At 69.1% G+C, this 23,531-nt stretch carries 24 protein-coding genes; 13 read left to right on the forward strand and 11 right to left on the reverse strand.

Going from position 1 to position 23,531, the window contains the following annotated elements:
- Positions 1-1,788 carry an AMP-dependent synthetase/ligase gene (locus A7G45_RS25825; RefSeq protein ID WP_260941532.1) on the reverse strand — a complete coding sequence of 596 codons (1,788 nt, stop codon included), beginning with the start codon at positions 1,786-1,788 and terminating at the stop codon, positions 1-3.
- 102 nt (positions 1,789-1,890) lie between these two features.
- Here A7G45_RS25825 and A7G45_RS25830 point away from each other — a divergent pair, with 102 nt between their 5' ends.
- The 5 genes from A7G45_RS25830 (at position 1,891) to A7G45_RS25850 (ending at position 5,272) form a co-directional block, all read left to right on the forward strand.
- Positions 1,891-2,280 (forward strand): polyketide cyclase / dehydrase and lipid transport, encoded by a 390-nt coding sequence (locus tag A7G45_RS25830; RefSeq protein ID WP_043987109.1) that lies wholly within the window; start codon positions 1,891-1,893, stop codon positions 2,278-2,280.
- A gap of 106 nt (positions 2,281-2,386) precedes the next feature.
- Positions 2,387-2,824: an SRPBCC family protein gene (locus A7G45_RS25835; RefSeq protein WP_260941199.1), complete on the forward strand. Its 438-nt coding sequence runs from the start codon at positions 2,387-2,389 to the stop codon at positions 2,822-2,824.
- On the forward strand, positions 2,820-4,070 hold the full coding sequence (locus A7G45_RS25840; RefSeq protein WP_377042131.1) for an ArsA family ATPase: 1,251 nt from the start codon (positions 2,820-2,822) through the stop codon (positions 4,068-4,070). Before A7G45_RS25835 ends, A7G45_RS25840 begins: the two co-directional genes overlap by 5 nt.
- Positions 4,067-4,480 (forward strand): hypothetical protein, encoded by a 414-nt coding sequence (locus A7G45_RS25845; RefSeq protein WP_260941200.1) that lies wholly within the window; start codon positions 4,067-4,069, stop codon positions 4,478-4,480. The genes A7G45_RS25840 and A7G45_RS25845 overlap by 4 nt, the downstream gene beginning before the upstream one ends.
- Before the next feature lie 87 nt (positions 4,481-4,567).
- Positions 4,568-5,272, forward strand: coding sequence for a lysophospholipid acyltransferase family protein (locus A7G45_RS25850; protein ID WP_260941202.1), 705 nt, complete (start codon positions 4,568-4,570; stop codon positions 5,270-5,272).
- A 1-nt stretch (position 5,273) separates the two neighbouring features.
- Here A7G45_RS25850 and A7G45_RS25855 read toward each other — a convergent pair whose 3' ends face one another.
- The gene (locus A7G45_RS25855) at positions 5,274-6,533 is read right to left on the reverse strand and encodes a glycosyltransferase family 87 protein (protein ID WP_260941203.1); all 1,260 of its coding nucleotides are present in this window, start codon (positions 6,531-6,533) and stop codon (positions 5,274-5,276) included.
- 112 nt (positions 6,534-6,645) lie between these two features.
- Between A7G45_RS25855 and A7G45_RS25860 the strand changes: the two genes are divergently transcribed.
- Positions 6,646-7,485: a hypothetical protein gene (locus A7G45_RS25860; protein ID WP_260941205.1), complete on the forward strand. Its 840-nt coding sequence runs from the start codon at positions 6,646-6,648 to the stop codon at positions 7,483-7,485.
- Positions 7,486-7,980: a polyadenylate-specific 3'-exoribonuclease AS gene (locus tag A7G45_RS25865; protein ID WP_043403249.1), complete on the forward strand. Its 495-nt coding sequence runs from the start codon at positions 7,486-7,488 to the stop codon at positions 7,978-7,980.
- 1 nt (position 7,981) lies between these two features.
- Here the strand turns inward: A7G45_RS25865 and A7G45_RS25870 are convergent, their stop codons facing one another.
- From A7G45_RS25870 to sigC, 5 genes are all read right to left on the reverse strand, one after another.
- Positions 7,982-9,439 (reverse strand): copper resistance CopC/CopD family protein, encoded by a 1,458-nt coding sequence (locus A7G45_RS25870; RefSeq protein WP_260941207.1) that lies wholly within the window; start codon positions 9,437-9,439, stop codon positions 7,982-7,984.
- The gene (locus A7G45_RS25875; protein ID WP_260941209.1) at positions 9,436-10,116 is read right to left on the reverse strand and encodes a YcnI family protein; all 681 of its coding nucleotides are present in this window, start codon (positions 10,114-10,116) and stop codon (positions 9,436-9,438) included. Before A7G45_RS25875 ends, A7G45_RS25870 begins: the two co-directional genes overlap by 4 nt.
- A 26-nt stretch (positions 10,117-10,142) precedes the next feature.
- Positions 10,143-10,712 carry a DUF5134 domain-containing protein gene (locus tag A7G45_RS25880; protein WP_260941212.1) on the reverse strand — a complete coding sequence of 190 codons (570 nt, stop codon included), beginning with the start codon at positions 10,710-10,712 and terminating at the stop codon, positions 10,143-10,145.
- A 28-nt stretch (positions 10,713-10,740) separates the two neighbouring features.
- Positions 10,741-11,199, reverse strand: a complete 459-nt coding sequence (locus A7G45_RS25885) for a hypothetical protein (protein WP_260941214.1) — start codon at positions 11,197-11,199, stop codon at positions 10,741-10,743.
- A gap of 76 nt (positions 11,200-11,275) precedes the next feature.
- Positions 11,276-11,830: an RNA polymerase sigma factor SigC gene (gene sigC / locus A7G45_RS25890; RefSeq protein WP_043403239.1), complete on the reverse strand. Its 555-nt coding sequence runs from the start codon at positions 11,828-11,830 to the stop codon at positions 11,276-11,278.
- 202 nt (positions 11,831-12,032) lie between these two features.
- Here sigC and A7G45_RS25895 point away from each other — a divergent pair, with 202 nt between their 5' ends.
- Entirely contained in the window at positions 12,033-14,201 is a 2,169-nt protein-coding gene (locus A7G45_RS25895; RefSeq protein WP_377042132.1) for a heavy metal translocating P-type ATPase, read from the forward strand.
- 10 nt (positions 14,202-14,211) lie between these two features.
- Here the strand turns inward: A7G45_RS25895 and A7G45_RS25900 are convergent, their stop codons facing one another.
- Positions 14,212-16,170 (reverse strand): cytochrome c oxidase assembly protein, encoded by a 1,959-nt coding sequence (locus tag A7G45_RS25900; protein WP_260941218.1) that lies wholly within the window; start codon positions 16,168-16,170, stop codon positions 14,212-14,214.
- Between the two features lie 113 nt (positions 16,171-16,283).
- On the opposite strand from A7G45_RS25900, the gene A7G45_RS25905 reads away from it, so the two are divergent.
- Together A7G45_RS25905 and A7G45_RS25910 are read left to right on the forward strand one after the other, a co-directional pair.
- Complete coding sequence (locus tag A7G45_RS25905) at positions 16,284-17,657, forward strand: PepSY-associated TM helix domain-containing protein (RefSeq protein ID WP_260941220.1); 1,374 nt, start codon at positions 16,284-16,286, stop codon at positions 17,655-17,657.
- Positions 17,654-18,310, forward strand: a complete 657-nt coding sequence (locus A7G45_RS25910) for a DUF5134 domain-containing protein (protein ID WP_260941222.1) — start codon at positions 17,654-17,656, stop codon at positions 18,308-18,310. The genes A7G45_RS25905 and A7G45_RS25910 overlap by 4 nt, the downstream gene beginning before the upstream one ends.
- 5 nt (positions 18,311-18,315) lie before the next feature.
- Here A7G45_RS25910 and A7G45_RS25915 read toward each other — a convergent pair whose 3' ends face one another.
- Positions 18,316-19,029: a zf-HC2 domain-containing protein gene (locus tag A7G45_RS25915; protein WP_260941224.1), complete on the reverse strand. Its 714-nt coding sequence runs from the start codon at positions 19,027-19,029 to the stop codon at positions 18,316-18,318.
- Positions 19,030-19,141: 112 nt separating this feature from the next.
- Here A7G45_RS25915 and A7G45_RS25920 point away from each other — a divergent pair, with 112 nt between their 5' ends.
- Positions 19,142-20,539: a class II 3-deoxy-7-phosphoheptulonate synthase gene (locus tag A7G45_RS25920; protein WP_260941226.1), complete on the forward strand. Its 1,398-nt coding sequence runs from the start codon at positions 19,142-19,144 to the stop codon at positions 20,537-20,539.
- 72 nt (positions 20,540-20,611) lie between these two features.
- Here A7G45_RS25920 and A7G45_RS25925 read toward each other — a convergent pair whose 3' ends face one another.
- Positions 20,612-21,853 carry a protein kinase domain-containing protein gene (locus tag A7G45_RS25925; protein WP_276555646.1) on the reverse strand — a complete coding sequence of 414 codons (1,242 nt, stop codon included), beginning with the start codon at positions 21,851-21,853 and terminating at the stop codon, positions 20,612-20,614.
- On the opposite strand from A7G45_RS25925, the gene A7G45_RS25930 reads away from it, so the two are divergent.
- Positions 21,843-22,247: an Rv2175c family DNA-binding protein gene (locus A7G45_RS25930; RefSeq protein WP_043403214.1), complete on the forward strand. Its 405-nt coding sequence runs from the start codon at positions 21,843-21,845 to the stop codon at positions 22,245-22,247. The two genes, A7G45_RS25925 and A7G45_RS25930, sit on opposite strands and share 11 nt — an antisense overlap.
- Before the next feature lie 38 nt (positions 22,248-22,285).
- On the opposite strand, the gene A7G45_RS25935 is transcribed toward A7G45_RS25930, so the two are convergent.
- Positions 22,286-22,852, reverse strand: a complete 567-nt coding sequence (locus A7G45_RS25935; RefSeq protein ID WP_456094112.1) for a TetR/AcrR family transcriptional regulator — start codon at positions 22,850-22,852, stop codon at positions 22,286-22,288.
- Between the two features lie 76 nt (positions 22,853-22,928).
- Between A7G45_RS25935 and A7G45_RS25940 the strand changes: the two genes are divergently transcribed.
- Positions 22,929-23,531: a class I SAM-dependent methyltransferase gene (locus A7G45_RS25940; protein WP_260941230.1), complete on the forward strand. Its 603-nt coding sequence runs from the start codon at positions 22,929-22,931 to the stop codon at positions 23,529-23,531.

Here is a 23,531-nt window from a genome sequence, read left to right on the forward strand (position 1 = left end):
TCAGCTGTAGAGCGCCGCGATCTCGGCGGCGAACTTCTCGGCGACCACCTTGCGCTTGACCTTGAGCGTCGGCGTCAGTTCGCCGGTGTCCTCGGTGAAGTCGACGGGCAGAATCTGGAACTTCCGGATGGCCTCGGCCTTGGACACCGTCTGGTTGGCGTCGTCGACGGCCTTCTGGATCTCGGCGACCAGGGCCGGGTCCGCGGCCAGGTCACCCACCGAAGCGCCGGCGTCCTTACCGTTGCGCTGCTTCCAGCCCTCGAATGCCTCGGGATCGATGGTGATCAGCGCGGCGATGAACGGCTCCTGATCGCCCACGCACATGGCCTGGCTGATCAACGGGTGCGCGCGCATCACGTCTTCCAGCGGGGCCGGGGCGACGTTCTTGCCGCCGGCGGTCACGATGATCTCCTTCTTGCGCCCGACGATCGACAGGTAGCCGTCGTCGTCGATGGCGCCGAGGTCACCGGTGTGGAACCACTCGTCGGTGAAGGCCTCGCCGGTGGCGGTCGGGTTCTTCCAGTAGCCGCTGAACACCACGCCGCCGGAGAGCAGCAGCTCGCCGTCTTCGGCGATGCGCATGTTGTTGCCGGGCACCAGCTTGCCGACGGTGCCGACCTTCAACTCGTTGATCCGGTTGACGGTGATGGCGGCGCTGGTCTCGGTCAGGCCGTAGCCCTCGTAGATGGTGACGCCGACGCCGCGGTAGAAGTGGCCGAGGCGGGCGCCGAGCGGGGCGCCGCCGGAGATGGCGCCGACGCAGTTGCCGCCGAGGGCGGCCTTGAGCTTGCCGTACACCAGCTTGTCGAACACCGTGTGCTTGAGGTTGAGCAGCAGGCCGGCCCCGCCGGTGTCCTGCGCCCTGCTCCACTCGATGGCCGTGTCGGCGGCGATCTGGAAGATCTTGCCCTTGCCGTCGTTGCGGGCGTTCTGCTCGGCGGTGTTGTAGACCTTCTCGAACACGCGCGGCACCGACACCACCAGCGTCGGCTTGAAGACCCCGAGGATCGGCACCAGGTTCTTGATGTCGCTGGTGAAGCCGAGCGTCACCTGGTTGCTGAAGCCGGCCACCGCGACCGCGCGGGCGAGCACGTGCGCCAGCGGCAGGAACACCAGCAGCTTCTGGCCCTTGGCCAGCAGGTCGGGGAAGCAGGCCTTGACGCCGCGCAGCTCCGAAAGCAGGTTGGCGTGGGTCAGCTGGCAGCCCTTGGGGCGGCCGGTGGTGCCCGAGGTGTAGATCAGGGTGGCCGGGTCGCTCGACTTGATCGCGGCCAGGCGGGTGTCCAGCTCGGCACTGTCCACCGCGGCGCCGGCGGCGGCCAGCTGGTCGAGGGCACCGCCGTCGATCACCAGTACCTCACCGAGCGCGGGCACCTCGGCCCGGATCGACTCGATCTTGGCGGCGTGGGCGTCGGCCTCAGCGAAAGCCAGGACGGCGCCGGAGTCGGCCAGCACATGCCGGATCTGATCGGCGGCGGAGGTCTCGTAGATGGGCACCGTCACCGCGCCGATCGACAGGATCGCGAAGTCGATGATCGGCCACTCGTAGCGGGTCGCCGACAGCAGCACCACCCGGTCACCGGGCTTGACGCCCTTGGCGATCAGGCCGAGGGCGGTGGCCCGAACCTGGGCCGCGACTTCTGCGCTGGTCACGTCGGTCCAGGTGTCGCCGACCAGGCGTTGGATGGCTACGTGGTTGGGGTCGCCGCGCTCGAGGGAGTACACCGGGGCGACGACGTTGTCGTACTCGCCGATGGTGAACGATGCCGGAACGCTGAACTCACGCACGGTGTGGCCTTTCGGGTCGTGGCAGTGCACCGACAGCAATGCCGTGCTCAGCGTAGTCGGGTGCTTCATCACACTGTGGGGGCGTATGTGAAGCTGGTGGGGATGAACAGCATCCAGATCGCCGACGAGACCTTCGTGTGTGCCGACCCAGCCGCTGTCGGTGCCGCCGTGGCGAACCCGAGCAGCTGGCGGCGATGGTGGCCGGACCTGAAGCTGACGGTCGTCGAAGACCGCGGTCCGGCGGGGCACCGGTGGACCGTCACCGGCGCGCTGACCGGGACCATGGAGGTCTGGCTGGAAACCGTCATGGACGGTGTCGTGCTGCATTACTTCCTGCATGCCGAGCCGACGGGCGTGTCCGGCGCCGCGCTGGCCGAGCTGAACCTGGCGGAGCTCAACCATCGTCGTCGGGTGGCCGGGAAAAACATGGCTTTCGAGATCAAGACCGACCTCGAGCGGACCCGCCCGGTGGGCGTGTCCCGGTTGGCCTGAGGCCCGCATCACCCGACCAGGGCTGGGCGCTGGCGGTACATTGAGAGCTCGGCAGACGGGCGTCGGACAGCCTGCGCCGGCATCGTTAACTCGGGGAAGTGGACACGTGGCGGACAAGACTGCGCAGACCATCTACATCGACGCCGACCCGGCGACCGTGATGGACGTCATCGCCGATATCGGCTCATATCCGGACTGGGTCGCCGAGTACCCGGAGACCGAGGTGCTGGACGTCTACGCCGACGGTTACCCGAAGACGGCCCGGATGGTCCTCGACGCCACGGTGCTCAAGGACACCATGGTGTTCACCTACCAATGGCCCGCCGACCGCCGGTCGGTGAGCTGGTCCCTGGTGTCCAGCTCGCTGCTGAAGGCCCTGGAAGGCACATACCGCTTGTCGCCCAAGGGTTCTGGCACCGACGTGACCTACGAACTGTCGGTCGACCTGATCATCCCGATGATCGGATTGCTCAAACGCAAGGCAGAGCGCCGCCTGACCGACACGGCGCTCAAGGACCTGAAGAAGCGAGTCGAGTCTGATTGACACGGACCCTGCTGGGCGCGCCCGGATCAGTCTGTTCGTCGGTAAGGGTGGAGTAGGCAAGTCGACGGTGGCCACGGCCACCGCGGTGCGTGATGCCCGGGCCGGGCAGCGGGTGCTGATCGTGTCGACGGACCAGGCCCACTCGACGGGCGACGTGCTCGGCGCCGACGTCCAGCCGACCGGATTGCGGGTACCCACGCAGGTGCCCGTCGACGACGGCGCCGGCGTCATGCTCGATGCCCTGGCGCTGGACACCCTGGCGCTGCTGGAGGCCCGGTGGCGCGAGGTGGCCGCGGTACTGGTCGCCCGGTTCCCGGAGTCCGATGTGGGAGACGTTGCACCGGAGGAACTTTCGGCACTGCCGGGGATTCAGGAGGTGCTGGGGCTGCACGAGGTCGCGGAGCTGGCGGCCTCGGGCAACTGGGACCACGTGATCGTCGACTGCGCCTCGACCGCCGACGCCATGCGGATGCTGACACTGCCCGCGGCGTTCGCCCTCTACCTGGAGAAGGCCTGGCCGCGGCACCGGCGGCTGTCGGTCGGCCTGGCCGATGCCAAGACGATCGCCATGGTGACCCTCGTCGAGCGCCTCGCCGGCGCCACCGAGGCGCTGGGCGAGCTGCTGGACCAGCCCGACGTCACCGCGCACCTGGTGCTCACCCCGGAACGGGTGGTGGTGGCAGAGGCGGTGCGGACGCTGGCGTCGCTCACCTTGATGGGTGTGCACGTGTCCGAGCTGATCGTGAATCAGGTTCTGATCCAAGACGATTCGTACGAGTATGTGAACCTGCCCGCGCACCCCGCCTTCGACTGGTACGCCGAGCGCATCGCCGAGCAGCGCAGCATGCTCAGCGACCTGGATGCCGCCGTCGGCGATGTGCGTCTGGTTCTGGTGCCGCACCTGGCCGGCGAGCCGATCGGGCCGAAGGCGCTGGGGGAGTTGCTGGAGGCGTCGGGGCTGCGGCACGGCGCCCCGCCGCCCGCCCCGCCGCGCCCCATCGTCGACCGCGAATCGGGCTCAGGATTGGCCGCTGTCTACCGGCTACGGATAGAATTGCCGCAAATCGACCCGGAGTCGCTGACTCTGGGCCGCGTCGACGATGACCTCATCATCGGCTCGGGTGGTACCCGGCGCCGGGTCCCGTTGGCATCTGTCCTGCGCCGTTGCATCGTGACCGGCGCGTCATTGCGCGGCTGCGAACTGACTGTCCGTTTTCGCCCTGACCCGGAGGTGTGGCCCAAGTGACGCACACCAATTTCGGGGCTGAATCCCTCGGCGACCTACCGATGGACCTGCGACTGCTGGCCCAGGCCCTCATCGACAAGATCGACCCCGTGGTGCGGCTGTCCGTGGCGATGCTCGCCGACGGTGAGAATCCCAGTGACTGCAATCAGGTGTGGTGCCCGGTGTGCGCACTGGTCGCGTTGGCCAACGACGAACAGCATCCGATGCTGACGGCAATCGCCCAACACAGCACCACTTTTCTGGACGCGGTGCGCGCCGCGCTCGCCGACCAGGGGCCCGCCGGCCCGCACCCGGAGCCGCCGACGGATCCGTCCGGTCCGGGTGGCAAACACCGTCAGGCCGACGAGCCGCCGACGAGTCCTACAGAACCGGGTCGTTACCAGTCCATCCCGGTCTCTGTAGAGGAATAACCAGTCCGCCGCGGGCTGTGGTCCGGCCGACAGTCGCGAGTAAGGTTGTCGCAGGGCACCGTCCGGGCGCCTTCAGCGGGAGGTTCGATGTTCTTCTGGTTGTACAAGTACATCTTGATGGGCCCGTTGCTGCGTCTGCTGGGCCGTCCGAAAGTCACGGGGCTCGAATACGTCCCCGATCACGGCCCTGTGCTGCTGGCCAGTAATCACCTGGCTGTCGTCGACAGTTTCTACCTGCCGCTGGTGCTGCGCCGCCGGATCTTCTTCCTGGCCAAGGCCGAGTACTTCACCGGTACCGGGATCAAGGGCAAGCTGATCAAGTTCTTCTATTCGTCGACCGGTCAGGTGCCGATCGACCGCACCAATGCCGACTCTGCGGCCGATGCGTTGACCGCCGCGGCCAAGATCCTGGACAAGGGCAAGCTGCTCGGCATGTACCCCGAGGGCACTCGTTCTCCCGACGGCAAGCTGTACAAGGGCAAGACCGGCCTGGCCCGCATCGCGCTGGAGACCGGCATCCCGGTCATTCCCGTCGCGATGATCAACACCGACGTGGTGAACCCGCCGGGCAGCAAGATGTGGCATTTCGCCCGCGTCGAGGTGAAGTTCGGCAAGCCGATGGACTTCCGCCGCTTCGAGGGCCTGGCCGGTAACCGGTTCATCGAGCGTGCCGTGATCGACGAGGTCATGTACGAGCTGATGCGCTTGTCCGGCCAGGAGTACGTCGACCTCTACGCGGCCGACGTCAAAGACGGCAAGACGCCGCCGGCGGCGGCGGTCAAAGCGGGCTGAGCTAGGTCGTCGCCGAGATCGGCGCGACGTGCTCGGTGGCGGCGGCTGACGGCGTGCCGCGGCCGGTGATGGTGCCCGCCGCGGCGATGACGGCCAGTCCCCACCACACGTAGGAGCTGCCGACCACCTGGCGCCACAGCGTCGCGTCCACCTCGTGGTGCTCGGGCAGCAGCCGGATCGGGGTACAGACCAGCAGGAACACCCCGACGGCGCTGACCGCCGCGAGGGCGGCGCTGCGTTCCCGGTAGGCGAGCACCGTGATGGTCACCAAGGTCGGCACGACCCACACCCAGTGGTGCGACCACGACACCGGCGACACCACCAGGCCGAACATCGCCACGCACATCAGGGCCAGCACCGGCTGTCCCGCGCGCAGCACCCGATGTGCTGCCCACACCGTCAGCGCCAGCACCGCGAAGCACAGCACCACCCAGACCACGAACCGCGGCGTCGCCGACATCCCGAACCGGGCCAGCGTGCCCGAGATGTTCTGGTTGGTGTTCAGCGTCGCGGTGCCGATGCGGTCGGTGTTGCGGACTGTCTTGGTCCAGTACTCCCACGAGTCGCCCCAGGCCAGGGCGAACGCGAACAGCGTCACCGCGACCGACGACGCCACGGTGGTCAGCAGCGCGCGGAAATCGCGACGCAGCAGGAAATACAGCAGGAACACGGCCGGGGTCAGCTTGAGGGCGATCGCCACCCCGAGCAGGACACCGCGGGGCCAGGGCGTGCGGCGGGGGACGCAGTCGGCGATCACCAGCGTCATCAGGACGACGTTGATCTGACCGAAGTTGAAGTTGGACCGCACCGGTTCGAGGAACAGCACGGCCGGTCCGACGATGGCGGCGGCCAGCCAGCAGCGGCGGACCAGCGCCGAGCCGCCGAGCTGCGACTGCGGCCAGACGTCCAGCCTGGTCAGCACGATCACGATGGACACCAGCAACAACACGAACGTCGTCACCGTGATGGCCACGCTGGCCCCGGGCAAGGGGAGCCAGGCGAACGGCGCGAACATGATCGCGGCCAGCGGCGGGTAGGTGAACGGCAGGTCGATGCCCGCCTCGGTGTGGAAGATCGTGCTCTCGTTGTACAGCGGGGTGTTGTTCAGCCAGGCACGACCGCCCATGCGGTACACGTCGATGTCGATTCGGTACGGCGTGTGGCCCAGCAGCCGCCAGGCGCCCCATACCAACGTCAACGCGGCCAGCAACTGCAACAGCCGCCAGGCCAAGGTGGGCCGCAACCCGGGTCTGATACGCATCTCGCCGGACAGCCTATCGGGGGGACAGGCGCGTCGGCGCCCTGCGGGGCAGTGACACGCATACACGGGCGTAAGTTTCTTCACCGTGCGGTCGCCCCTACCTACGGAGTTCGTGTCCAGTGGGCGGCTGCCGTTGTTGTGGTGCCTGATTGCGTTCATCTTGACGTTTTTCATCACCCGCACCGTGGTCCGTTATATCCGGGCCCACGCCGACAACCCGGCGCCGCGCAAATGGTGGCAGCCGCGCAACATCGGCCACGGCAGCCTCCACATCCATCACGTGGTGATCGGCATCGTGCTGGTGATGGTGTCCGGGGTGACGATGGTGACCCTGGCGGTCGACGGCGGCGTCCCCGAATTCACCGTGGCGGCAATCTTTTTCGGTATCGGTGCGGCCCTGGTCCTGGACGAGTTCGCACTGATCCTGCACCTGTCCGACGTGTACTGGGCCGAGGACGGCCGGACGTCGGTGGACGCGGTGTTCGTCGCCGTTGCGGTGGCGGGACTGCTGGTCCTGGGATTCAACCCGCTGTCGTTCTTCGACATCACGGTCTGGCGCGACGACCAGGACGTGACCGCCCGGATCGTGGTGGTGGCGCTGGCCCTGGTCACCCTGGCGATGGCGGTCATCGTGCTGCTCAAGGGCAAGGTGTGGACCGGCCTGATCGGGATGTTCATCACACCGCTGCTGGTCATCGGCGCAATCCGGCTGTCTCGACCGCACGCGCCGTGGGCCCGTTGGCGGTATACGAGCCGGCCCCGGAAGATGCACAAAGCGCTGGAACGCGAGCGATGGCTGCGCCGGCCGGTGGTGCGGGCGAAGCTGTGGTTACAGGATGCGATCGCGGGTATGCCAAAGTTTCCCGACGACGCGGCCGTGGACCAACAGCTCGACCGCGAGATCCATGCGGCACCCGCGCCGCCGGACCGAATCCCGACCGAGGTTGCCTGAATGAAGTACTTCTACGACACCGAGTTCATCGATGACGGCCGCACCATCGAGCTGATCTCGATCGGTGTGGCCGCCGAGGACGGACGCGAGTATTACGCCGTCTCCTCGGAGTTCGACCCGGACCGGGCGGGTTCCTGGGTGCGCAAGAACGTGTTGCCGAAGCTGCCGTCGCCGTCGTCGAAGGTGTGGCGCTCGCGGCGCCAGATCCGGTCGGACCTGGAGGACTTCTTCAACATCGACGGTGACGAGCCGATCGAACTGTGGGCCTGGGTCGGCGCCTACGACCACGTGGTGCTGTGCCAGTTGTGGGGGCCGATGGCCGACCTGCCGCCGGCCATGCCGCGCTTCACGCGCGAGCTGCGGCAGTTCTGGGAGGACTGTGGCAGCCCGCGGATGCCGGCACGGCCGCGCGACTCGCACGACGCACTGGTCGACGCGCGGCACAACCTGGACCGCTATCGGCTGATCGCCGAAATGATGACAGCGCCCCGGTAACTCACCAAGCGCGGAACGGCACGCTGGTGACGGCGGCGTCGTTCGCGCCGAACTGCACCGTCAGCTGCAGCGTCCACAGCCCGGGCCGCGGCGCGGTTGCATAGGTGCTGTGCCAGCGGCCGTCGGGACCCGCGGTGAACCGCACGGGCAGTGAAGCGATCTCGGCACTCGACAGGGTGCCGCGCATCGCGGTCGCGCCGGGCACAGTGATATCGATCGGGATGGCGCCGTGCCGGGTGGTGTCGAGATGCACCTGCGCCTGACGGCCCTGATCCAACGCGGCAGTGGCGGTGAGCGGCGGGCCGTAGGTGGTGCGGGCCGGTGGCTCGCCGGTGAGCACCGTGGTCAGCACCAGCACCAGCACCGCGAGCGCGGTTTCCAGTGGCACGGTGCGGCGCAGCCGCTCCGGCGTGAGTCGGCGCCGGCCGAGATACGCCAGAGCGGCCATCAGTGTCACCAGGAAAACCTTGGCGCACAAGGCCATTCCGTAGCCGGTCGACCACAACGATTCGATGGGCGACACCTGGCGCCAGGCCTGGTACTCGCCGGTGAGCAGCACCGCCGCGACGCAGCCGAACGCCACCCGGGACCACCGCTGTAGTTCGTCGCTGCGCCGAGCCGGCAGCACGACCAGTGTCAGGACGCACAGGCCGCCCACCCACAGCGCCATGGCCAGTAGGTGGATGGTGGTGACGGCGGTGGCCAGCCACGGGTCGGGCCCGGCCGCGGCGTGCCCCGAGGCGGCGACGCCGACCGCGAGCCACCCGGCGACGACGGCGAAGAGCGGCGTCCCCACCCGGGCGTTGCCGACCAGCGTTATCCCCGCCACACCCAGCAGCGCCACCTGGACATAGAGCCCCGTGCCGGTGGTGGCGGTGTCGATGACGGTCGCGGCGGCCAGCAGCACCCAGCCCGTGCCGGCCAGGATGCGGGTCCGGCCCAGCGCGAGTGCCCACCCCCACACCAACCGGGCCGCAGCGAGGACGCCGACGCACAACGCCAGGCCGGTGTACTTGAGACCGCGCGCGACATCCGACGCCGTCGATGACGAGACGACCGGACGAGCCTCCGGCGACGCGTCCGGCGCCTGCTGCACGCCGAAGCTCACCGAGCCGGACACCTCGTGGCCGTCGGCCGACATCAGCCGCCAGGTGGCGGTATAGCTGCCGCGCGGCAGGGCCGGCGGCAGCTCCAGCTCGACGGCGGTGTTACCCGACTGCTGCCGCACCGCCCGGTCGACCCGGACACCGGAGTTCGAAATCACCTGTACCGCACCGGGAATCAGTCGAACCGGCTCGTCGAAGGTCAGGGTGACCCGGCTCGGCGCGGCCGGCAGGGTGGTGCCGTCGACGGGATCGCTGGAGACCAGGACGGCGTGCGCGTGCGCGACGGGGGCCGGCAGCAGGAGCGCGAGCAGAGTCGCGAGCAGGACGACCGGCAGCGCGGCGACCGATCTCAATTCTTTCGTCGTGACATCGCCAGGTTAGCGATCCCCAGCAGCAGCGCGACCACCGACACGGCCAGCGCCGTCAGACCCGGCCACGCCGGTGCCGCGGACGCGGGGGCAGCGGCCGCGGGTCGGTCGTGGTCGCCGCCGCCGGCGGGCTTCAGGTGCAGGGCGGGCGCCGGGTGCTCGGGCTCGGGCTGCCCCGGGTTGGCCTTCTCGTTCCAGTTCACGACCTTGCCGTCGCTGTAGGTCTGCACCGCCGGCAGCGCCAGCGTGTTGACCTTGGGCAGCGGGCCGGCCGAGATGGCGAAGACGTTGAACTGATGCGGCGGGATGGCCGCATCCGGTGCGGTGGCCTTCCATTCGACGGACGAGACGTACTCGGTGACCTCGACGCCGTCGTCGTCCTTCTGCGGTGTGGGCAGCTTCTTCTTGGTGAGGGTGGCTGTCCAGCCCGCCTTCTGCTGGGTGCTGACCGAGATGATCGGCTGGTCGTCGGGCAGCACGACCAACAGGGCGGTGGTGGACGCGGTGTCCGACTCGGTCGGGACGCGGAAGTTCAGCACGCCCCAGCCGCCCTGGGTGGCGTCGCCGGTCACCTTGACGTGGGCCGCAGCCGGGGCGGCCAGGGCGACGGCGCAGGCGGCCGTCGCAGTGACGGCGGCGAAGGTCTGAAAAGGCTTGGGCATGTTGTCCTTTCGGGGCAATACGAGGGTTAGACGGCCATGACAGCGAAGGTGGCGCTCATTCCGAGCGCCATGAGCAGGTCGGCGTACGGGCGCTTCGGCCCGCGTACCAGCAGATAGAACCACCACAATGCGGCGACGCAGAACGCGACCGCGAGGGCGGTGCACACCACGACGAGCCAGACCGGGGGAGTCACCGCGATGGCGCCGTGGCCGAGATGCGCGCTGTGCGGACCCGAGGCCTGAGCTTCCGCACTGGCCACTGCGACCGGCAGCCCGGCGTTCGGGGCCATGAGCAGGCCCATCAGCGCCATCGCGGCCATCATCGCGCAGTGGTAGACGGGGTGCGGCAGGTCGAACCCGAACAGTGCCAGGTAGGCGAAATACAGCGCACCGGCGGTGAACACCAGGACGTACAGGAGCGGTGACACCCGCATACCGGCCGGCCACAGCATGGCGATCATGCCCACCGACGCCAGCGCGTGCATCGCCCCGACCCCGCGCTGCTGGGGTGCGCGCCGTCCGGCGCCCGCGAACAGCAGCGCCGCCACCGCGAACACGGCGGTCAGCGCCCAGCGCAAGGCGGAGTCGGCGATCACGCTGTCATTAGTCGTATGAAACCGGTCTTCAGTTCCCGGCGGCCTTGGCCCGCATGTCGGGTTGCGACCGGTCCAGCGGTGTCAGTGCCACACCCAGCCAGCAGACCGCGAGAACCGCGGCTGCCACGAAGCCGGCCAGCGGCCACCACACGGCGACGCGCGCCGGCGACGTCTGGCACCACCAGACCGCACCGAATCCCGCCGCAGTGGCCACGCCCGACAGGTACAGCGCCGCGCAACATGCGCGAAACCGTTTGCGCCACAGCGCTGTTGCCGATGCCACCGCGGCCAGGGTGAAGAGCACGGCGACGACCTTCAGTACCCACCGATGAGTTTCGGACCAGCAAATGCCGGCGGACACCGCGAGTACGACGACCGCGACGGCGGTGGGGTAGCGGCGCGCAGGGCCGATCCAGACCTCGTCGAACACCCGTCGCCCGATGGCGCTCAGGGTGTGTTCGAGGTCGATGGTGTGGCGGGTGGACAAGCCCAACTCCGTTCAGTCTGCAGAACAGTCTCGCAGAGTTGGTCGGATGGGTGGGGGCGCGGGTTCCGCGGCCGGCTCAGCCCGCGCTCTGGTCCTGATTCCCTGCCTTCAGCAGGTCGTCGCGGGCCCGGGCGACCCGGGAACGGATGGTGCCGACGGGGCAGCCACAGATTTCGGCGGCCTCGGCGTAAGACAGGCCCAGCACCTGGGTCAGCAGCAGCGCTTCCCGGCGGTCTGAGTCCACGCCGTCGAGCAGCATGCGAATTTCGACGATGTCCTCGAACCGGGCGGTCGGCTGGTGCATGTCGACGACGGTCTCGGGCTCGATGGCGGCGCTGCTGCGCGGACGGCACTGCTTGCGCCGGATGTGGTCCACGACGACGCGGCGGGCGATCGACAACAGCCAGGTGCGGGCGGTCGACCGGCCGCGGAACCGGGGCAGCGAACCGAGCGCCCGCAGGTAGGTCTCCTGCGTCAGGTCGTCGGCGTTGCCGGGCTCGTCGAGATAGGCGACGGTGCGCCAGACATCGCGCTGGGTAGCCTTGATGAACTGGTCCAATGCGGCGCGATCGCCCCGACCGGCAGCCAGAGCCAGGCGGGTCACTTCATCGTCGTCGCCGCGGCTGTTCACGGCCCGACCATATGCGACTGTTGCCGGGAACTCACAGCCGGGCACGTCCGACCAATGTTTTGGGTAGCTCCCGCTTCGCGGGGACAATAGGAGGATGATGACGGCCAGCTCGGTCAGCACAGTGGTTGGCAGCGCGGTCGACGCTGCCGCAACCGCCGACGACAGTGCGGCCGCGCGTCGGGTGCAGCTCGACGTGACCGGCATGTCGTGTGGCGCCTGCGCCGCGCGGGTCGAGCGGACCCTCAACAAGATGCCGGGCGTCCGCGCCACCGTGAACTTCGGTACCCGCGTCGCCACGGTCGACGCACTTCCCGAGATCGCCGACACCGAGCTGTGTGACGCGGTCCGCAAGGCCGGCTGCGATGCCGAGCCCCGGTCGGGGGCGGTCATCGGGGAGCGCGACGACGAGGACCTGTCGCAGGCCCGGTACCTGCTGCGCCGCCTGCTGGTGGCCGCGGTGCTGTTCGTCCCGCTGGCCGACCTGTCGGTGATGTTCGCCGTCGTCCCCAGCACCCGGATCACCGGTTGGCAGTGGATATTGACCGCGCTGGCCCTGCCCGTCGTCACCTGGGCGGCCTGGCCCTTCCACCGCGTGGCACTGCGCAACGCCCGCAACCGGGCCGTCTCCATGGAGACGCTCATCTCGGTCGGCGTGACCGCGGCGACCGTGTGGTCGCTGTACACGATGTTCGTCGGACACCACGCCACCACGACCACCGGCATCTGGCAGGCGCTGGCCGGCAGCGACGCGATCTACTTCGAGGTCGCCGCGGGCGTCACGGTGTTCGTACTGGCGGGCCGCTACTTCGAGGCGCGCGCCAAGTCCAAGGCCGGCAGCGCGCTGCGGGCGCTCGCCGCGCTGAGCGCGAAGAACGTCACGATCCTGCTGTCCGACGGCTCCGAGATGGTCATCCCGGCAGAGGAACTCGCCGAACAGCAGAAGTTCGTGGTGCGCCCCGGTCAGACGATCGCGGCCGACGGACTCGTGGTCGAAGGCTCGGCCGCGGTCGACACCAGTGTGATGACCGGTGAGGCCAAGCCGGTTCGGGCCACCCCGGGCAGCAGCGTCATCGGCGGCACGATCGTGCTCGATGGCCGACTCATCGTCGAGGCCGCCGCCGTCGGTGCCGACACGCAGTTCGCCGGCATGGTTCGGCTGGTCGAGGAAGCGCAGGCGCAGAAGGCCGAGTCGCAGCGCCTCGCAGACCGCATCGCCTCGGTGTTCGTGCCGTGCGTTTTCGGCATCGCCGCGCTGACCGCGCTGGGCTGGGCCCTGGCCGGCGCGGGTCCCGACAAGGTGTTCGCCGCCGCGCTGGCGGTCCTGGTCATCGCCTGCCCGTGCGCGCTGGGTCTGGCCACGCCGACGGCGATGATGGTGGCGTCCGGACGCGGCGCTCAACTCGGCATCTTCCTCAAGGGGCACCGGTCGCTGGAGGCGATCCGGGCCGTCGACACCGTCGTCTTCGACAAGACCGGCACCCTGACCACCGGGCACCTGGCCGTCACCGCGGTCACTGCTGCCGACGGCTGGCAGTCCGATGAGGTGCTGGCCCTCGCCGCGGCGGTGGAGTCGGCTTCCGAGCATGCGGTCGCGGTGGCCATCACCACGGCCGCGCCGGAACACGAGGCAGTCACCGATTTTCAGGCTGTCCCCGGCCGCGGTGTCGTCGGCACCGTGGGGGAGCGCGAGGTGCGGATCGGCAAGCCGTCCTGGGCGGCCGGCCGTGCCGCGGTGCCGCTGGCCCTCGCCGAAGCGCGCCGCAGCGCCGAATCCCGTGGGGAGACGGTGGTTTTCGTGGCCGTCGACGACCAGCTGTGCGGTGCCGTCGCGGTTGCTGACGCGGTCCGTGATTCGGCTGCCGGTGCCATCGCCGCGCTGCACGAACGCGGGCTGAAGACCATCCTGCTGACCGGCGACAACCCCGCGGCCGCCGCAGCGGTGGGTGCCGCGGTGGGCATCGACGACGTCATCGCCGACGTGCTCCCGGACGGCAAGGTCGACGTCATCCAGCAGCTGCGCGACCGTGGCCGCATGGTCGCGATGGTGGGTGACGGCATCAACGACGGACCGGCGCTGGCCTGCTCGGATCTGGGTCTGGCGATCGGCCGCGGCACGGACGTGGCGATCGGTGCCGCGGACATCATCCTGGTCCGCGACAGCCTGGATTCGGTGCCGCAGGCCCTGGACCTGGCCAAGGCAACCATGCGCACGATCCAGATGAACCTGGTGTGGGCCTTCGGCTACAACATCGCCGCCATCCCGGTGGCGGCCGCCGGCCTGCTCAACCCGCTGATCGCGGGCGGGGCGATGGCCTTCTCATCGTTCTTCGTGGTGTCGAACAGCTTGCGGCTGCGCAACTTCGGCCGCTGAGCCGAGGGAACTACTGCTGGCCGCGCTGGCGGGCCAGCTCGCGGAGCATCGCGTTGTAGGCATCGAGGTCGTCGTCGCCGTCGCCGTAGTCAGCATCGGCGTGCCGGTCGGCGCGGGAGGCGGCGCGGCGATCCTGCCGCGCCCACTGTGCCACCAGCGCGATGACCACCAGAATCACCGGCAGCTCGCTCGAGCCCCAGGCGATGGCGCCGCCGAGGTGCTGATCGGCGCCGATGCTGGACAGCCAGGGCAGGCCGACAAAGCGGTAGAACGAACCGCCGATCGTGGCGGTCATGGTCATGGTCGCGATGCCGAAGAACGCGTGAAAAGGCATGACCGCGAACAACAATCCGAGCCGGCCCAGGAACGGCAGGCGCTTCGGCCCCGGGTCGATGCCGATGATGCCCCAGTAGAAGAGGTAGCCGACCAGCAGGAAGTGCACGCTCATCAACTCGTGGCCCCAGTGGTAGCGGACCAGGGTGCTGAAGATCGGGGTGAAGTACACCGCGTACAGCGACGCGACGAACAGCACGAACGCCACGATCGGATTCGACAGGGCGGCCGTCACTTTCGAGTGCACGAGCCACAGGATCCATTCGCGCGGTCCGGGCGGGGCACCTTCGCCGGCGGCGGGCAGGGCGCGCAGGGCCAGGGTCACCGGGCCGCCCAGCACCAGGAGGACGGGGACGAACATGTTGAGGGTCATGTGCTCGCCCATGTGCACGCTGAACATCGCCGACCCGTAGGCCCGCACACCCGAGCTGCTGGTGAAAAGCAGTACCGCACAGCCGATCAGCCACGCGATCAACCGGCCGACCGGCCACTCGTCACCGCGGCGCCGCAACTTCAGATACCCGTACGCATAGGCGCCCGCGAGCACGATCGCACCGATGCCGATGAACGTATCGAACCGCCAGACCGTCAGCAGCCGAACCACATTCGGCGGGTCGGGCAGCTCGTAGCCGAGGAAGACGTCCCAGGTCGTGTACTTGTGGTGCAGCAGGCGCGGCGCCGTCTGCACTGCCATGGCGGCCACCGCGGCGAGCGCCGTGATCGCGGGCAGGCAACTGGCCAACCGGGACGGCTTGTCGCGGCGCAGTGCCGCGGCATCGGTGATCCAGGACGCGGCCAGCGCGATCGCGGCGACGATCGCCCACCGCCCGTAGCCGCTGCCCGTCAGCCCGGTGGGGCCGAGCTGTTCGGCCAGCAGCAGCACGCCGTAGATCAGGGCCGCGGTTCCGCAGGCAACCTGGATGATCAGCACGCGCCGGTAGAGGTCGGCGGCCGGCGGGCTGATGACTGCGGCGATCTTGGTGCCGGCCAGCACCGCCAGCGCCACCGCGAACACGATCACCGCGCTGGTTGTGTAGTCGTGGTCAGGACCTTCGCTCGCGTTGCCGGTGACCGGCAGCGCCAGCACGCCGATCACGCTGGGCAGCAGCAGCACGACCATGGCGATCCAGCGCAAGCTGAACCGCAGGGTCAGCGCGACCAGCGCGGCGCACAGGGTGGCGGCGATCCAGCCGCGGGACATCTCGGATGCGCCGATGGCCTCGCCCAGCCGGCCGCTCTCCACCAGCCGAAGAGCCGGCACCCCCGCATCTGTGGCCGCCTGCACCACCACCATGAGCGCCGAGGCGACCAGCCAGACCAGCGAAACCCGTTCCAGCACAAGGTGGACACGGAAGGCAGGTGGGTCGATGACGCCCTTGGCGTCGGGTCGCGCAGTGGTGACGACGTAGGCCAGGCCGCCGAGACAGATCGCGCCGGCGAAGAGTGCGGTGAAGTACCCGACCGGCTCGGCCACCGAGGTGAGCGTCCCGGGGAAGCTGTCGCCCGTCGCGACGAAACGCTGGTCACCCGAGATGAGCGCGTAGGTGACCAGGGCGGTCACCGCGGCCAGATAACCCAACATCGGCAGTGCGAACCTGCCGGCCTGGCGCGGCGTCGGCGCCTCGTCCGAGCCCATCGAAATACCGGCCTTCCACCTGAAGAACTGATCAGGCCCAGTCTACGACCAGGTGTCGTAGAAATTTTCCGGGCGCAGGAACTCTTGGCGCTGCGGGCCGACCAATACCAGTTGTGAGTCATACCCAGCTGCCCGAATCGGACGCCCCCGCCGCGACCGATCCATCGGTGTGGAAGCGCTTTCGCCCGGCATTGTTGCGGCTGCACTTCTACGCCGGCTTGTTCGTCGCGCCGTTCATCCTCATCGCGGCTGTCACCGGGCTGCTGTACGCGGTGATCCCGCAGATCGACAGCGCGGTGTACCGGCACGAACTCACCGTCGACCACGTCGGTGAGCACCGATTGCCGCTGGCCGAACAACTCGTCTCTGTTCGCCGCGCGCATCCCGAAGGCACCGTCACCAGCATCCGGCCGCCCGCCGCGCCGGACGAGACGACGCAGGTGACGCTCGCGGTGGACGACGTCCCGGCCGACTACGCGCGCACCGTGTTCGTCGATCCGTACACGGGCGCGGTCCGCGGCGCCCTGACCACCTACGGCCAGTGGTTGCCGGTCCGGGCCTGGTTCGACGAACTGCACCGCAACCTGCACCTCGGGGCGTTCGGGCGGAACTACAGCGAGCTGGCGGCCAGCTGGTCGTGGGTGATCGCCGGCGTCGGGCTGCTGCTGTGGATCGGACACAACCGGGGAGAGCCGCGTCGGTTGGTCGTCCCGGATGTGCGGGCGTCCGGGCGGCGCCGGCTGCTGTCGTGGCACGGGACGCTCGGGGTCTGGATCCTCGCGGCGGTGGCGCTGCTGGCGGTGTCGGGCATGACGTGGTCCCGGTTCGCCGGCGAGAACGTCGCGGCGCTGCGGACGCAGCTGAGCTGGACCAGCCCGTCGGTGGACACCGCACTGCCGGGGCAGGCCGCCGGGGCGACCCTCGATGAGGCAACCGCACTGCGCGGGGCCGACGCGACGCTGCAGGTGGCGCACGATGCGCATCTGCGGACCCCGATGTGGATGTATCCGCCGACGACGACGGGCCAGGGCTGGCAGGTCGCCGAGCGCAAGAGGGACTGGCCGACGCAGTACGACGCCATCGTCGTCGACCCGGCCACGAGCAAGGTGACCTCCCGGCTGGACTTCGCCGAGTGGCCGCTGATGGCCAAGATGACCGACTGGGTCATCGACCTGCACATGGGCGTCCTGTTCGGCCTCGTCAACCAGATCGCGCTCATTGCGGTCGCCGTCGCGCTGATCGTCGCGATCCTGCTCGGGTACCGCATGTGGTGGCGCCGGCGACCTACCCGCGGTGCCGGGTTCGCCCTGCCCACCGGCCAGCGGCGCGGCGCGCTGTCGGCGCTGCGTCCGTACGAGGCGGTGCTGTTGGTGGTGGTGCTTGCGGGCGTCGGGTACTTCGCCCCGCTGTTCGGCCTCACCCTGGCCCTGTTCGTCGCGGTCGATGTGGCTCTCGGTTGGCGTCAGCGTCAGCAGGTGACCAAGTGATCGCGGACATCTGGCTGCGGCTGCTCGTCACCGGCCTGTTCCTGCTGAGCGCCGCCCAATGCGTCTACGCCCTGGTCACGGCGCGCGAGAACCGAACCTGGGTCGACCAGATCAGCCGTCTGCTGCATCTGCTGATGGACGTGGCGATGCTGGTCATGGCGTGGCCGGCGGGCATGGGTGTGCCGAACCGGCCGCCGATGGTGTTCTTCCTGCTGGCCGCGGGCTGGTTCGCGGTCGTCCTGGTGACGCGCGCCGGCCACCGGGTCGCCGACGGCTATCACGCGGTGATGATGCTGGCGATGGCGTGGATGTACGCGGTGATGGACGGCCGGCTGCTGCCCGGACAGTGCGCGGGGACAGCCGCCGACGCGCCGCAGCCGACGTCCTCGATGCCGTCCATGCCGGGCATGGACATGTCCGGGCCGGCGTCGCATTCCGGCGCGATGGGCGGCTGCGGGCACCCGGCGCAATGGGTCACCGGCATGAACTGGGTGGTCACCGTGCTGTTCGGGATCGCCGCGGTGTGGTGGGCCATCCGCTACTTCGCGGTGCGCCAGCGGCGCCCGGACGCCCCGGCCCGCCTGTGGTTCGCCGTGGCCTGTCAGGCCATGGCGGCGGCCGGTATGGCGATCATGTTCGCCGTGATGGTCTAGCTGGGTTAAGCCGCGTTGCCGTCGGTCGGCCACAGGTGGCCCCGCCGGCGGCCGCGGGAGGCATTGCCCGGCAGCGTGATGTCGTCGAGCGTGGGTGCCGCGTCCCGGTCCGGCCGGGGCGGCTCGAGGGTGTGGCGGCGCCAGACCAGCACGGTCAGCACCACACCGGCCAGCGCCGGCAGATGGCTCAGCATGCGTACCGCACCTACCGCGCCGGTCAGTCCGTCGACGACGACATATCCGGTGAGTACCAGCGTGAACACCCCACCGACCACGGCCAGGCCCAGGGCCGCGGCGGGCCGGGCGGCGGCCACCAGCATGGCGACGCCGAGCGCGACGGACCAGGCCGTCGACTCGTTGACCACGTGCCCGCCCATCGCGTGCCCGACGTGCACCCCGATGCTGACGCCTGCCGCCTGGAGCACGGCCAGCACGATCTGGATGGACCCCACTGTCGCCAGGCTGATGCGCAGCCAGTCGATGCCGGCGGGGCTGTCGGGAAGGGCAGGTTGAGAGACCGTGTCGGCCACTGCGGTGATCCGGGTGCGGTCCGAGGCGATCAGTCCGCGCAGCAGCTGCATCTGGCTGTTCATCTCGTCCTGCCACTGCCGGCACTCGGGGCAGGACGTCAGGTGCTCGTCGACGCGGCGCGCGGGGACGGGTTCGTGCTCGCCGTCCATGCGCGCGGACAGCGCCTCCCGAGCAATCTCGCACTCCACATCGTCAATAGTCGCGCACCGGGCCCGGTTTTCTCCCGGTGGTCCCAAATCCGTCTTTCGGGGCCGTATTGGCGGGTAAATACCCGCTGGTCGGCGCCGGTACCATAGACACGTGAACTGGACCGTCGACGTACCCATCGACCAGCTGCCCGAGCTGCCCCCGCTGCCAGAGGACCTGCGCGCCCGTCTTGCCGACGCCCTGTCCCGTCCGGCGGCGCAGCAGCCCAGTTGGCCCGCGGACCAGGCCGCTGCGATGCGCAAGGTGCTCGAAAGCGTGCCGCCCATCACGGTGCCGTCCGAGATCGAGAAGCTCAAGCTCCAGCTGGCCGATGTGGCGCAGGGCAAGGCGTTCCTGCTGCAGGGCGGCGACTGCGCCGAGACCTTCGTCGACAACACCGAGCCGCACATCCGGGCCAACATCCGGACCCTGCTGCAGATGGCCGTCGTGCTGACCTACGGCGCCAGCATGCCGGTGGTCAAGGTGGCCCGCATCGCCGGGCAGTACGCCAAGCCGCGTTCGTCGGACATCGACTCGCTGGGCCTGACGTCCTACCGCGGTGACATGGTCAACGGTTTCGACCCGGACCAGGCCGTTCGCGTGCACGACGCGTCGCGTCTGGTGCGGGCCTACGCGAACGCGAGCGCCGCGATGAACCTGGTGCGCGCGCTGACCTCGTCGGGTCTGGCGTCGCTGCAGCAGGTGCACGAATGGAACCGCGAGTTCGTCCGTACGTCGCCGGCGGGTGCCCGGTACGAGGCGCTGGCGGGCGAGATCGACCGTGGCCTGAACTTCATGACGGCCTGCGGCGTCAACGACCGCAACCTGCAGACCGCCGAGATTTACGCCAGCCACGAGGCCCTGGTGCTCGACTACGAGCGCGCGATGCTCCGGCTGTCCACCGAGTTCCCGCTCGAGGCCCCCGAGCCCCGCCTGTACGACCTGTCGGCGCACTACGTCTGGATCGGCGAGCGCACCCGTCAGCTCGACCATGCGCACATCGCGTTCGTGGAGACCATCGCCAACCCCATCGGCATCAAGATCGGCCCGACGACGACGCCGGAAATGGCCGTCGAGTACGTGGAACGTCTTGACCCGCACAACATCCCGGGCCGGCTCACGCTGGTCAGCCGGATGGGTAACGGCAAGGTGCGCGACGTGCTGCCGGGCATCATCCAGAAGGTGGAAGCCTCCGGTCACCAGGTGATCTGGCAGTGCGACCCCATGCACGGCAACACCCACGAGAGCTCGACGGGTTACAAGACCCGGCACTTCGACCGCATCGTCGACGAGGTGCAGGGCTTCTTCGAGGTGCACCGCGCGCTGGGTACCCACCCGGGCGGCATCCACGTCGAGATCACCGGCGAGAACGTCACCGAATGTCTTGGTGGCGCGCAGGATATCTCCGACGACGACCTGGCCGGCCGCTACGAGACGGCGTGCGACCCGCGCCTGAACACGCAGCAGAGCCTGGAGTTGGCGTTCCTGGTCGCGGAGATGCTCCGCGACTAGACCACCCCGCCGAGTGGCCACTTGTCGCACGATTTCGTAAGAAATCCGTGCGGTAGGTGGCCTTTCGGCGTTTCAGAACAACCCGTTGAGATTGGTGCCGAGCGTCCAGGCGCCCGCGGCGGTGAGTGCCGTCAGGGTCAGGATCGCGATGAGCCAGAACAGCACGGCGCGCCGCGACCGCTGCCTGGCCCAGGCGAAATCGTCGAGGGCGATCCCGGCGAATTGCTTTGCCGCCACGGGTGATTCGAGCAGCGCGGGGTCCATCGCCGGATCCATCGTGAACTGCAGGGTGTGCTGGGGCGCCGGTTTCGGTGCCGCTGCCCGACCCGTCGCGACCGTGGTGCGCTCCGCGCGGCCGCGCTGGGCGGCTGCCGCGGTGTGCTGCGCGGAGTTCTGCGGCGCGGGCACCTGAAATTCGGGCAGGCCCAGATCGGTGACGATGGCAGCCAGCTCGGCGGCCATGTCGCCGGCGTCGTGGTAACGATCGTCCACGGCACGGGCCGTCGCGCAGGCCACCAGGTCGTCGAATTGCGTTGGCACACCCGCGATTGCCGCGCTCGGTGGCGGCACGTCCTGGTCCAGCCGCTGATACGCGACGCTCAGGGGGGTGTCGCCGGTGAACGGTGTGGTGCCCGTCAGGAGTTCGTACGCCAGGATGCCGACGGAGTAGACGTCGCTGCGCGGGTCGGCATCGCCGGTGCTGACCTGTTCGGGGGAGAGGTACGCCGCGGTGCCGAGGATGACGCTCGTCGACGTGATCTTGGCCTCAGCGACGGCCCGCACCAGCCCGAAATCGGCGATCTTGACCTCGCCGGTGTCGGAGATCAGGACGTTCTCGGGCTTGATGTCACGGTGCACCAGGCCTGCTTGGTGGGCCACCGCCAGGCCGTCGAGCATCGGGGCCAGTACGGCCGCGACCGCGTGCGGCGGCATGGGGCCGCGCTCGCGCAGCAACTCCCGCAGCGTGCCGCCCTCGACCAGTTCCATCACCAGGAACGGATGGCGGCCGTCGAATCCCTGGTCGTAAACCGCAACCAGCCCAGCGCTTTTCAGGCCGGCGGCGGCGCGGGCCTCGCGCTGGAACCGGGTCAGGAACTGCTCGTCGCCGGAATACCGCGAATCCATCACCTTCAGCGCCACCAGGCGGTCGAGCCGGGTGTCGAGGCCGCGGTACACCGTCGACATGCCGCCGCTGGCGATCGGGGCATCGACCCGGTAGCGCCCGTCCAGTACCGCACCGATCAGTGGGTCCAGTTGGTGGGATGGCTGCACCCGGCAATGGTACGGCTCTAGAATCTCCTGCGTGAGCAGCATTCCGGCCGCCGAGGACGTTATCGATCCCGATGAAGCGGTCTACGATCTTCCCGCAGTGTCAGCCATGCTGGGTATTCCGGTGACCAAGGTGCACCAGCAGCTGCGGGACGGTCACCTGATCGGAGTGCGACGCAACGGCGCCATTGTGGTGCCGAAGATCTTCTTCGACGCCAAGGGCCATGTCGTCAAGCAGCTGCCCGGCCTGCTGGTGCTGTTGCGCGACGGTGGCTACGACGACACCCACATCGTGCGGTGGTTGTTCACTGCCGACGAATCGCTCACGCTGACCCGCGACGGCAGCACCGACCGCATCGCCAATGCGCGTCCGGTCGACGCGCTGCATTCGCACCAGGCCAGGGAAGTGCTGCGCCGCGCCCAGGCCATGGGTTACTGACGGCACCGCCGTCTACACGCCACTGACGGCACCGCCGTCTATGGGCTGCTGAGTAACCCAGCCAGCACCGGCGCCATGATCCGCACGATGTCCTCGTCGGAGGCGGCGGCCAGGTCGGGGAACTGCAGCAGGTAGCGCTGGCTCGCGATACCCATCAGCGCCGCGCTCAGCAGGGCCGCCCGCAACCGCGCGTCGGGTCCGTCGATGTCTGCCGCGACTGACGTGACGACCTGGTCGGTCACCTTGGCCCGCAGCAACTCCAACGCGTCCGGGCTGGTCATCGCGGTGCGGAGCAGCACTGCCATGGGGCCGTCGGGGTCCGCGGCCCAGGCGGTCAGCAGGCCCTGCAGGAAGTTCTGTGCGGTCTCGGCGGGGTCGGCCGTCGTCATCTCCTCGACGGGAATCGTCCACTGCACCGCCTCGTGGAACAGCTCCTGCTTGCTGCCGAAGTGCTTGATCACCGACGCCTTGTCGACGCCGGACAATTCGGCGATGCCACGGATGGTGGCTTTCTCGTAGCCGGCCTCGGCGAACACCTTTCGCGCGGCCAGCAGAATCCGCTGCCGCGTGCGCTGGCCCTTGCGCTCTGGGGTCGGTGCAGTCACGGTCACATCCTCTCAGGGAACAAAAGTAAACATGCGGTGCGTTATTCTGGCGGACATTCGACGAGGAGGAAATGTGATGGATTGGGATGGCGCTTACCGCAACGAGGACGCGCCCGCATGGAACATCGGCGAGCCGCAACCTGAGTACGCCGCACTGATCGACCAGGACGGAGTCGTTCAGGGCGAGGTGCTCGACGCCGGCTGCGGTTACGCCGAACTCGCCCTGGCCCTCGCGGCGCGGGGCCATACCGTGCACGGGATCGACCTGACGCCGACGGCCGTCGCGGCGGCCACCGCTGCCGCGGCCGAACGGGATTTGCGCACAGCCACTTTCGAGCAGGCGGACATCAGCGCGTTCACCGGGCACGACGGGCGATTCGGGACCATCTTCGACAGCGGCCTGCTGCACGCTCTGCCGGCGGAACTGCGGGACGGCTACCTGCAGTCCGCCTACCAAGCGGCGGCACCCGGCGCCACGTTCTACATCCTGGCCTTCGGCACCGGAGCGTTCTCCGACCACGACGGTCCGGGACCCACCCAGTTCACGGCAGACGAACTGCGCCAGATCGTCTCGAAGCACTGGCAGGTGGACAGCATCCGGCCGGCGCAGCTGCAGGCCGGCGCCGGTGCTGAACAGGTGCGGCTGCCCGGACACCTCGTCGTCGCCAGGAAGGCGTGA

Origin of the sequence: Mycolicibacterium llatzerense (assembly GCF_025331195.1) — a bacterium.
GTDB lineage: Bacteria > Actinomycetota > Actinomycetes > Mycobacteriales > Mycobacteriaceae > Mycobacterium > Mycobacterium llatzerense.

Coding starts and splice junctions, on each gene's coding strand:
- A7G45_RS25850 (WP_260941202.1), top strand. CDS start 4,568: ATGTTCTTCTGGTTGTACAAGTACATCTTGATGGGCCCGTTGCTGCGT.
- A7G45_RS25865 (WP_043403249.1), top strand. CDS start 7,486: ATGAAGTACTTCTACGACACCGAGTTCATCGATGACGGCCGCACCATC.
- A7G45_RS25855 (WP_260941203.1), bottom strand. CDS start 6,533: ATGCGTATCAGACCCGGGTTGCGGCCCACCTTGGCCTGGCGGCTGTTG.
- A7G45_RS25925 (WP_276555646.1), bottom strand. CDS start 21,853: ATGCTGCTCACGCAGGAGATTCTAGAGCCGTACCATTGCCGGGTGCAG.
- A7G45_RS25900 (WP_260941218.1), bottom strand. CDS start 16,170: ATGGGCTCGGACGAGGCGCCGACGCCGCGCCAGGCCGGCAGGTTCGCA.
- A7G45_RS25940 (WP_260941230.1), top strand. CDS start 22,929: ATGGATTGGGATGGCGCTTACCGCAACGAGGACGCGCCCGCATGGAAC.
- A7G45_RS25875 (WP_260941209.1), bottom strand. CDS start 10,116: ATGCCCAAGCCTTTTCAGACCTTCGCCGCCGTCACTGCGACGGCCGCC.
- A7G45_RS25895 (WP_377042132.1), top strand. CDS start 12,033: ATGTCGTGTGGCGCCTGCGCCGCGCGGGTCGAGCGGACCCTCAACAAG.
- A7G45_RS25830 (WP_043987109.1), top strand. CDS start 1,891: ATGAACAGCATCCAGATCGCCGACGAGACCTTCGTGTGTGCCGACCCA.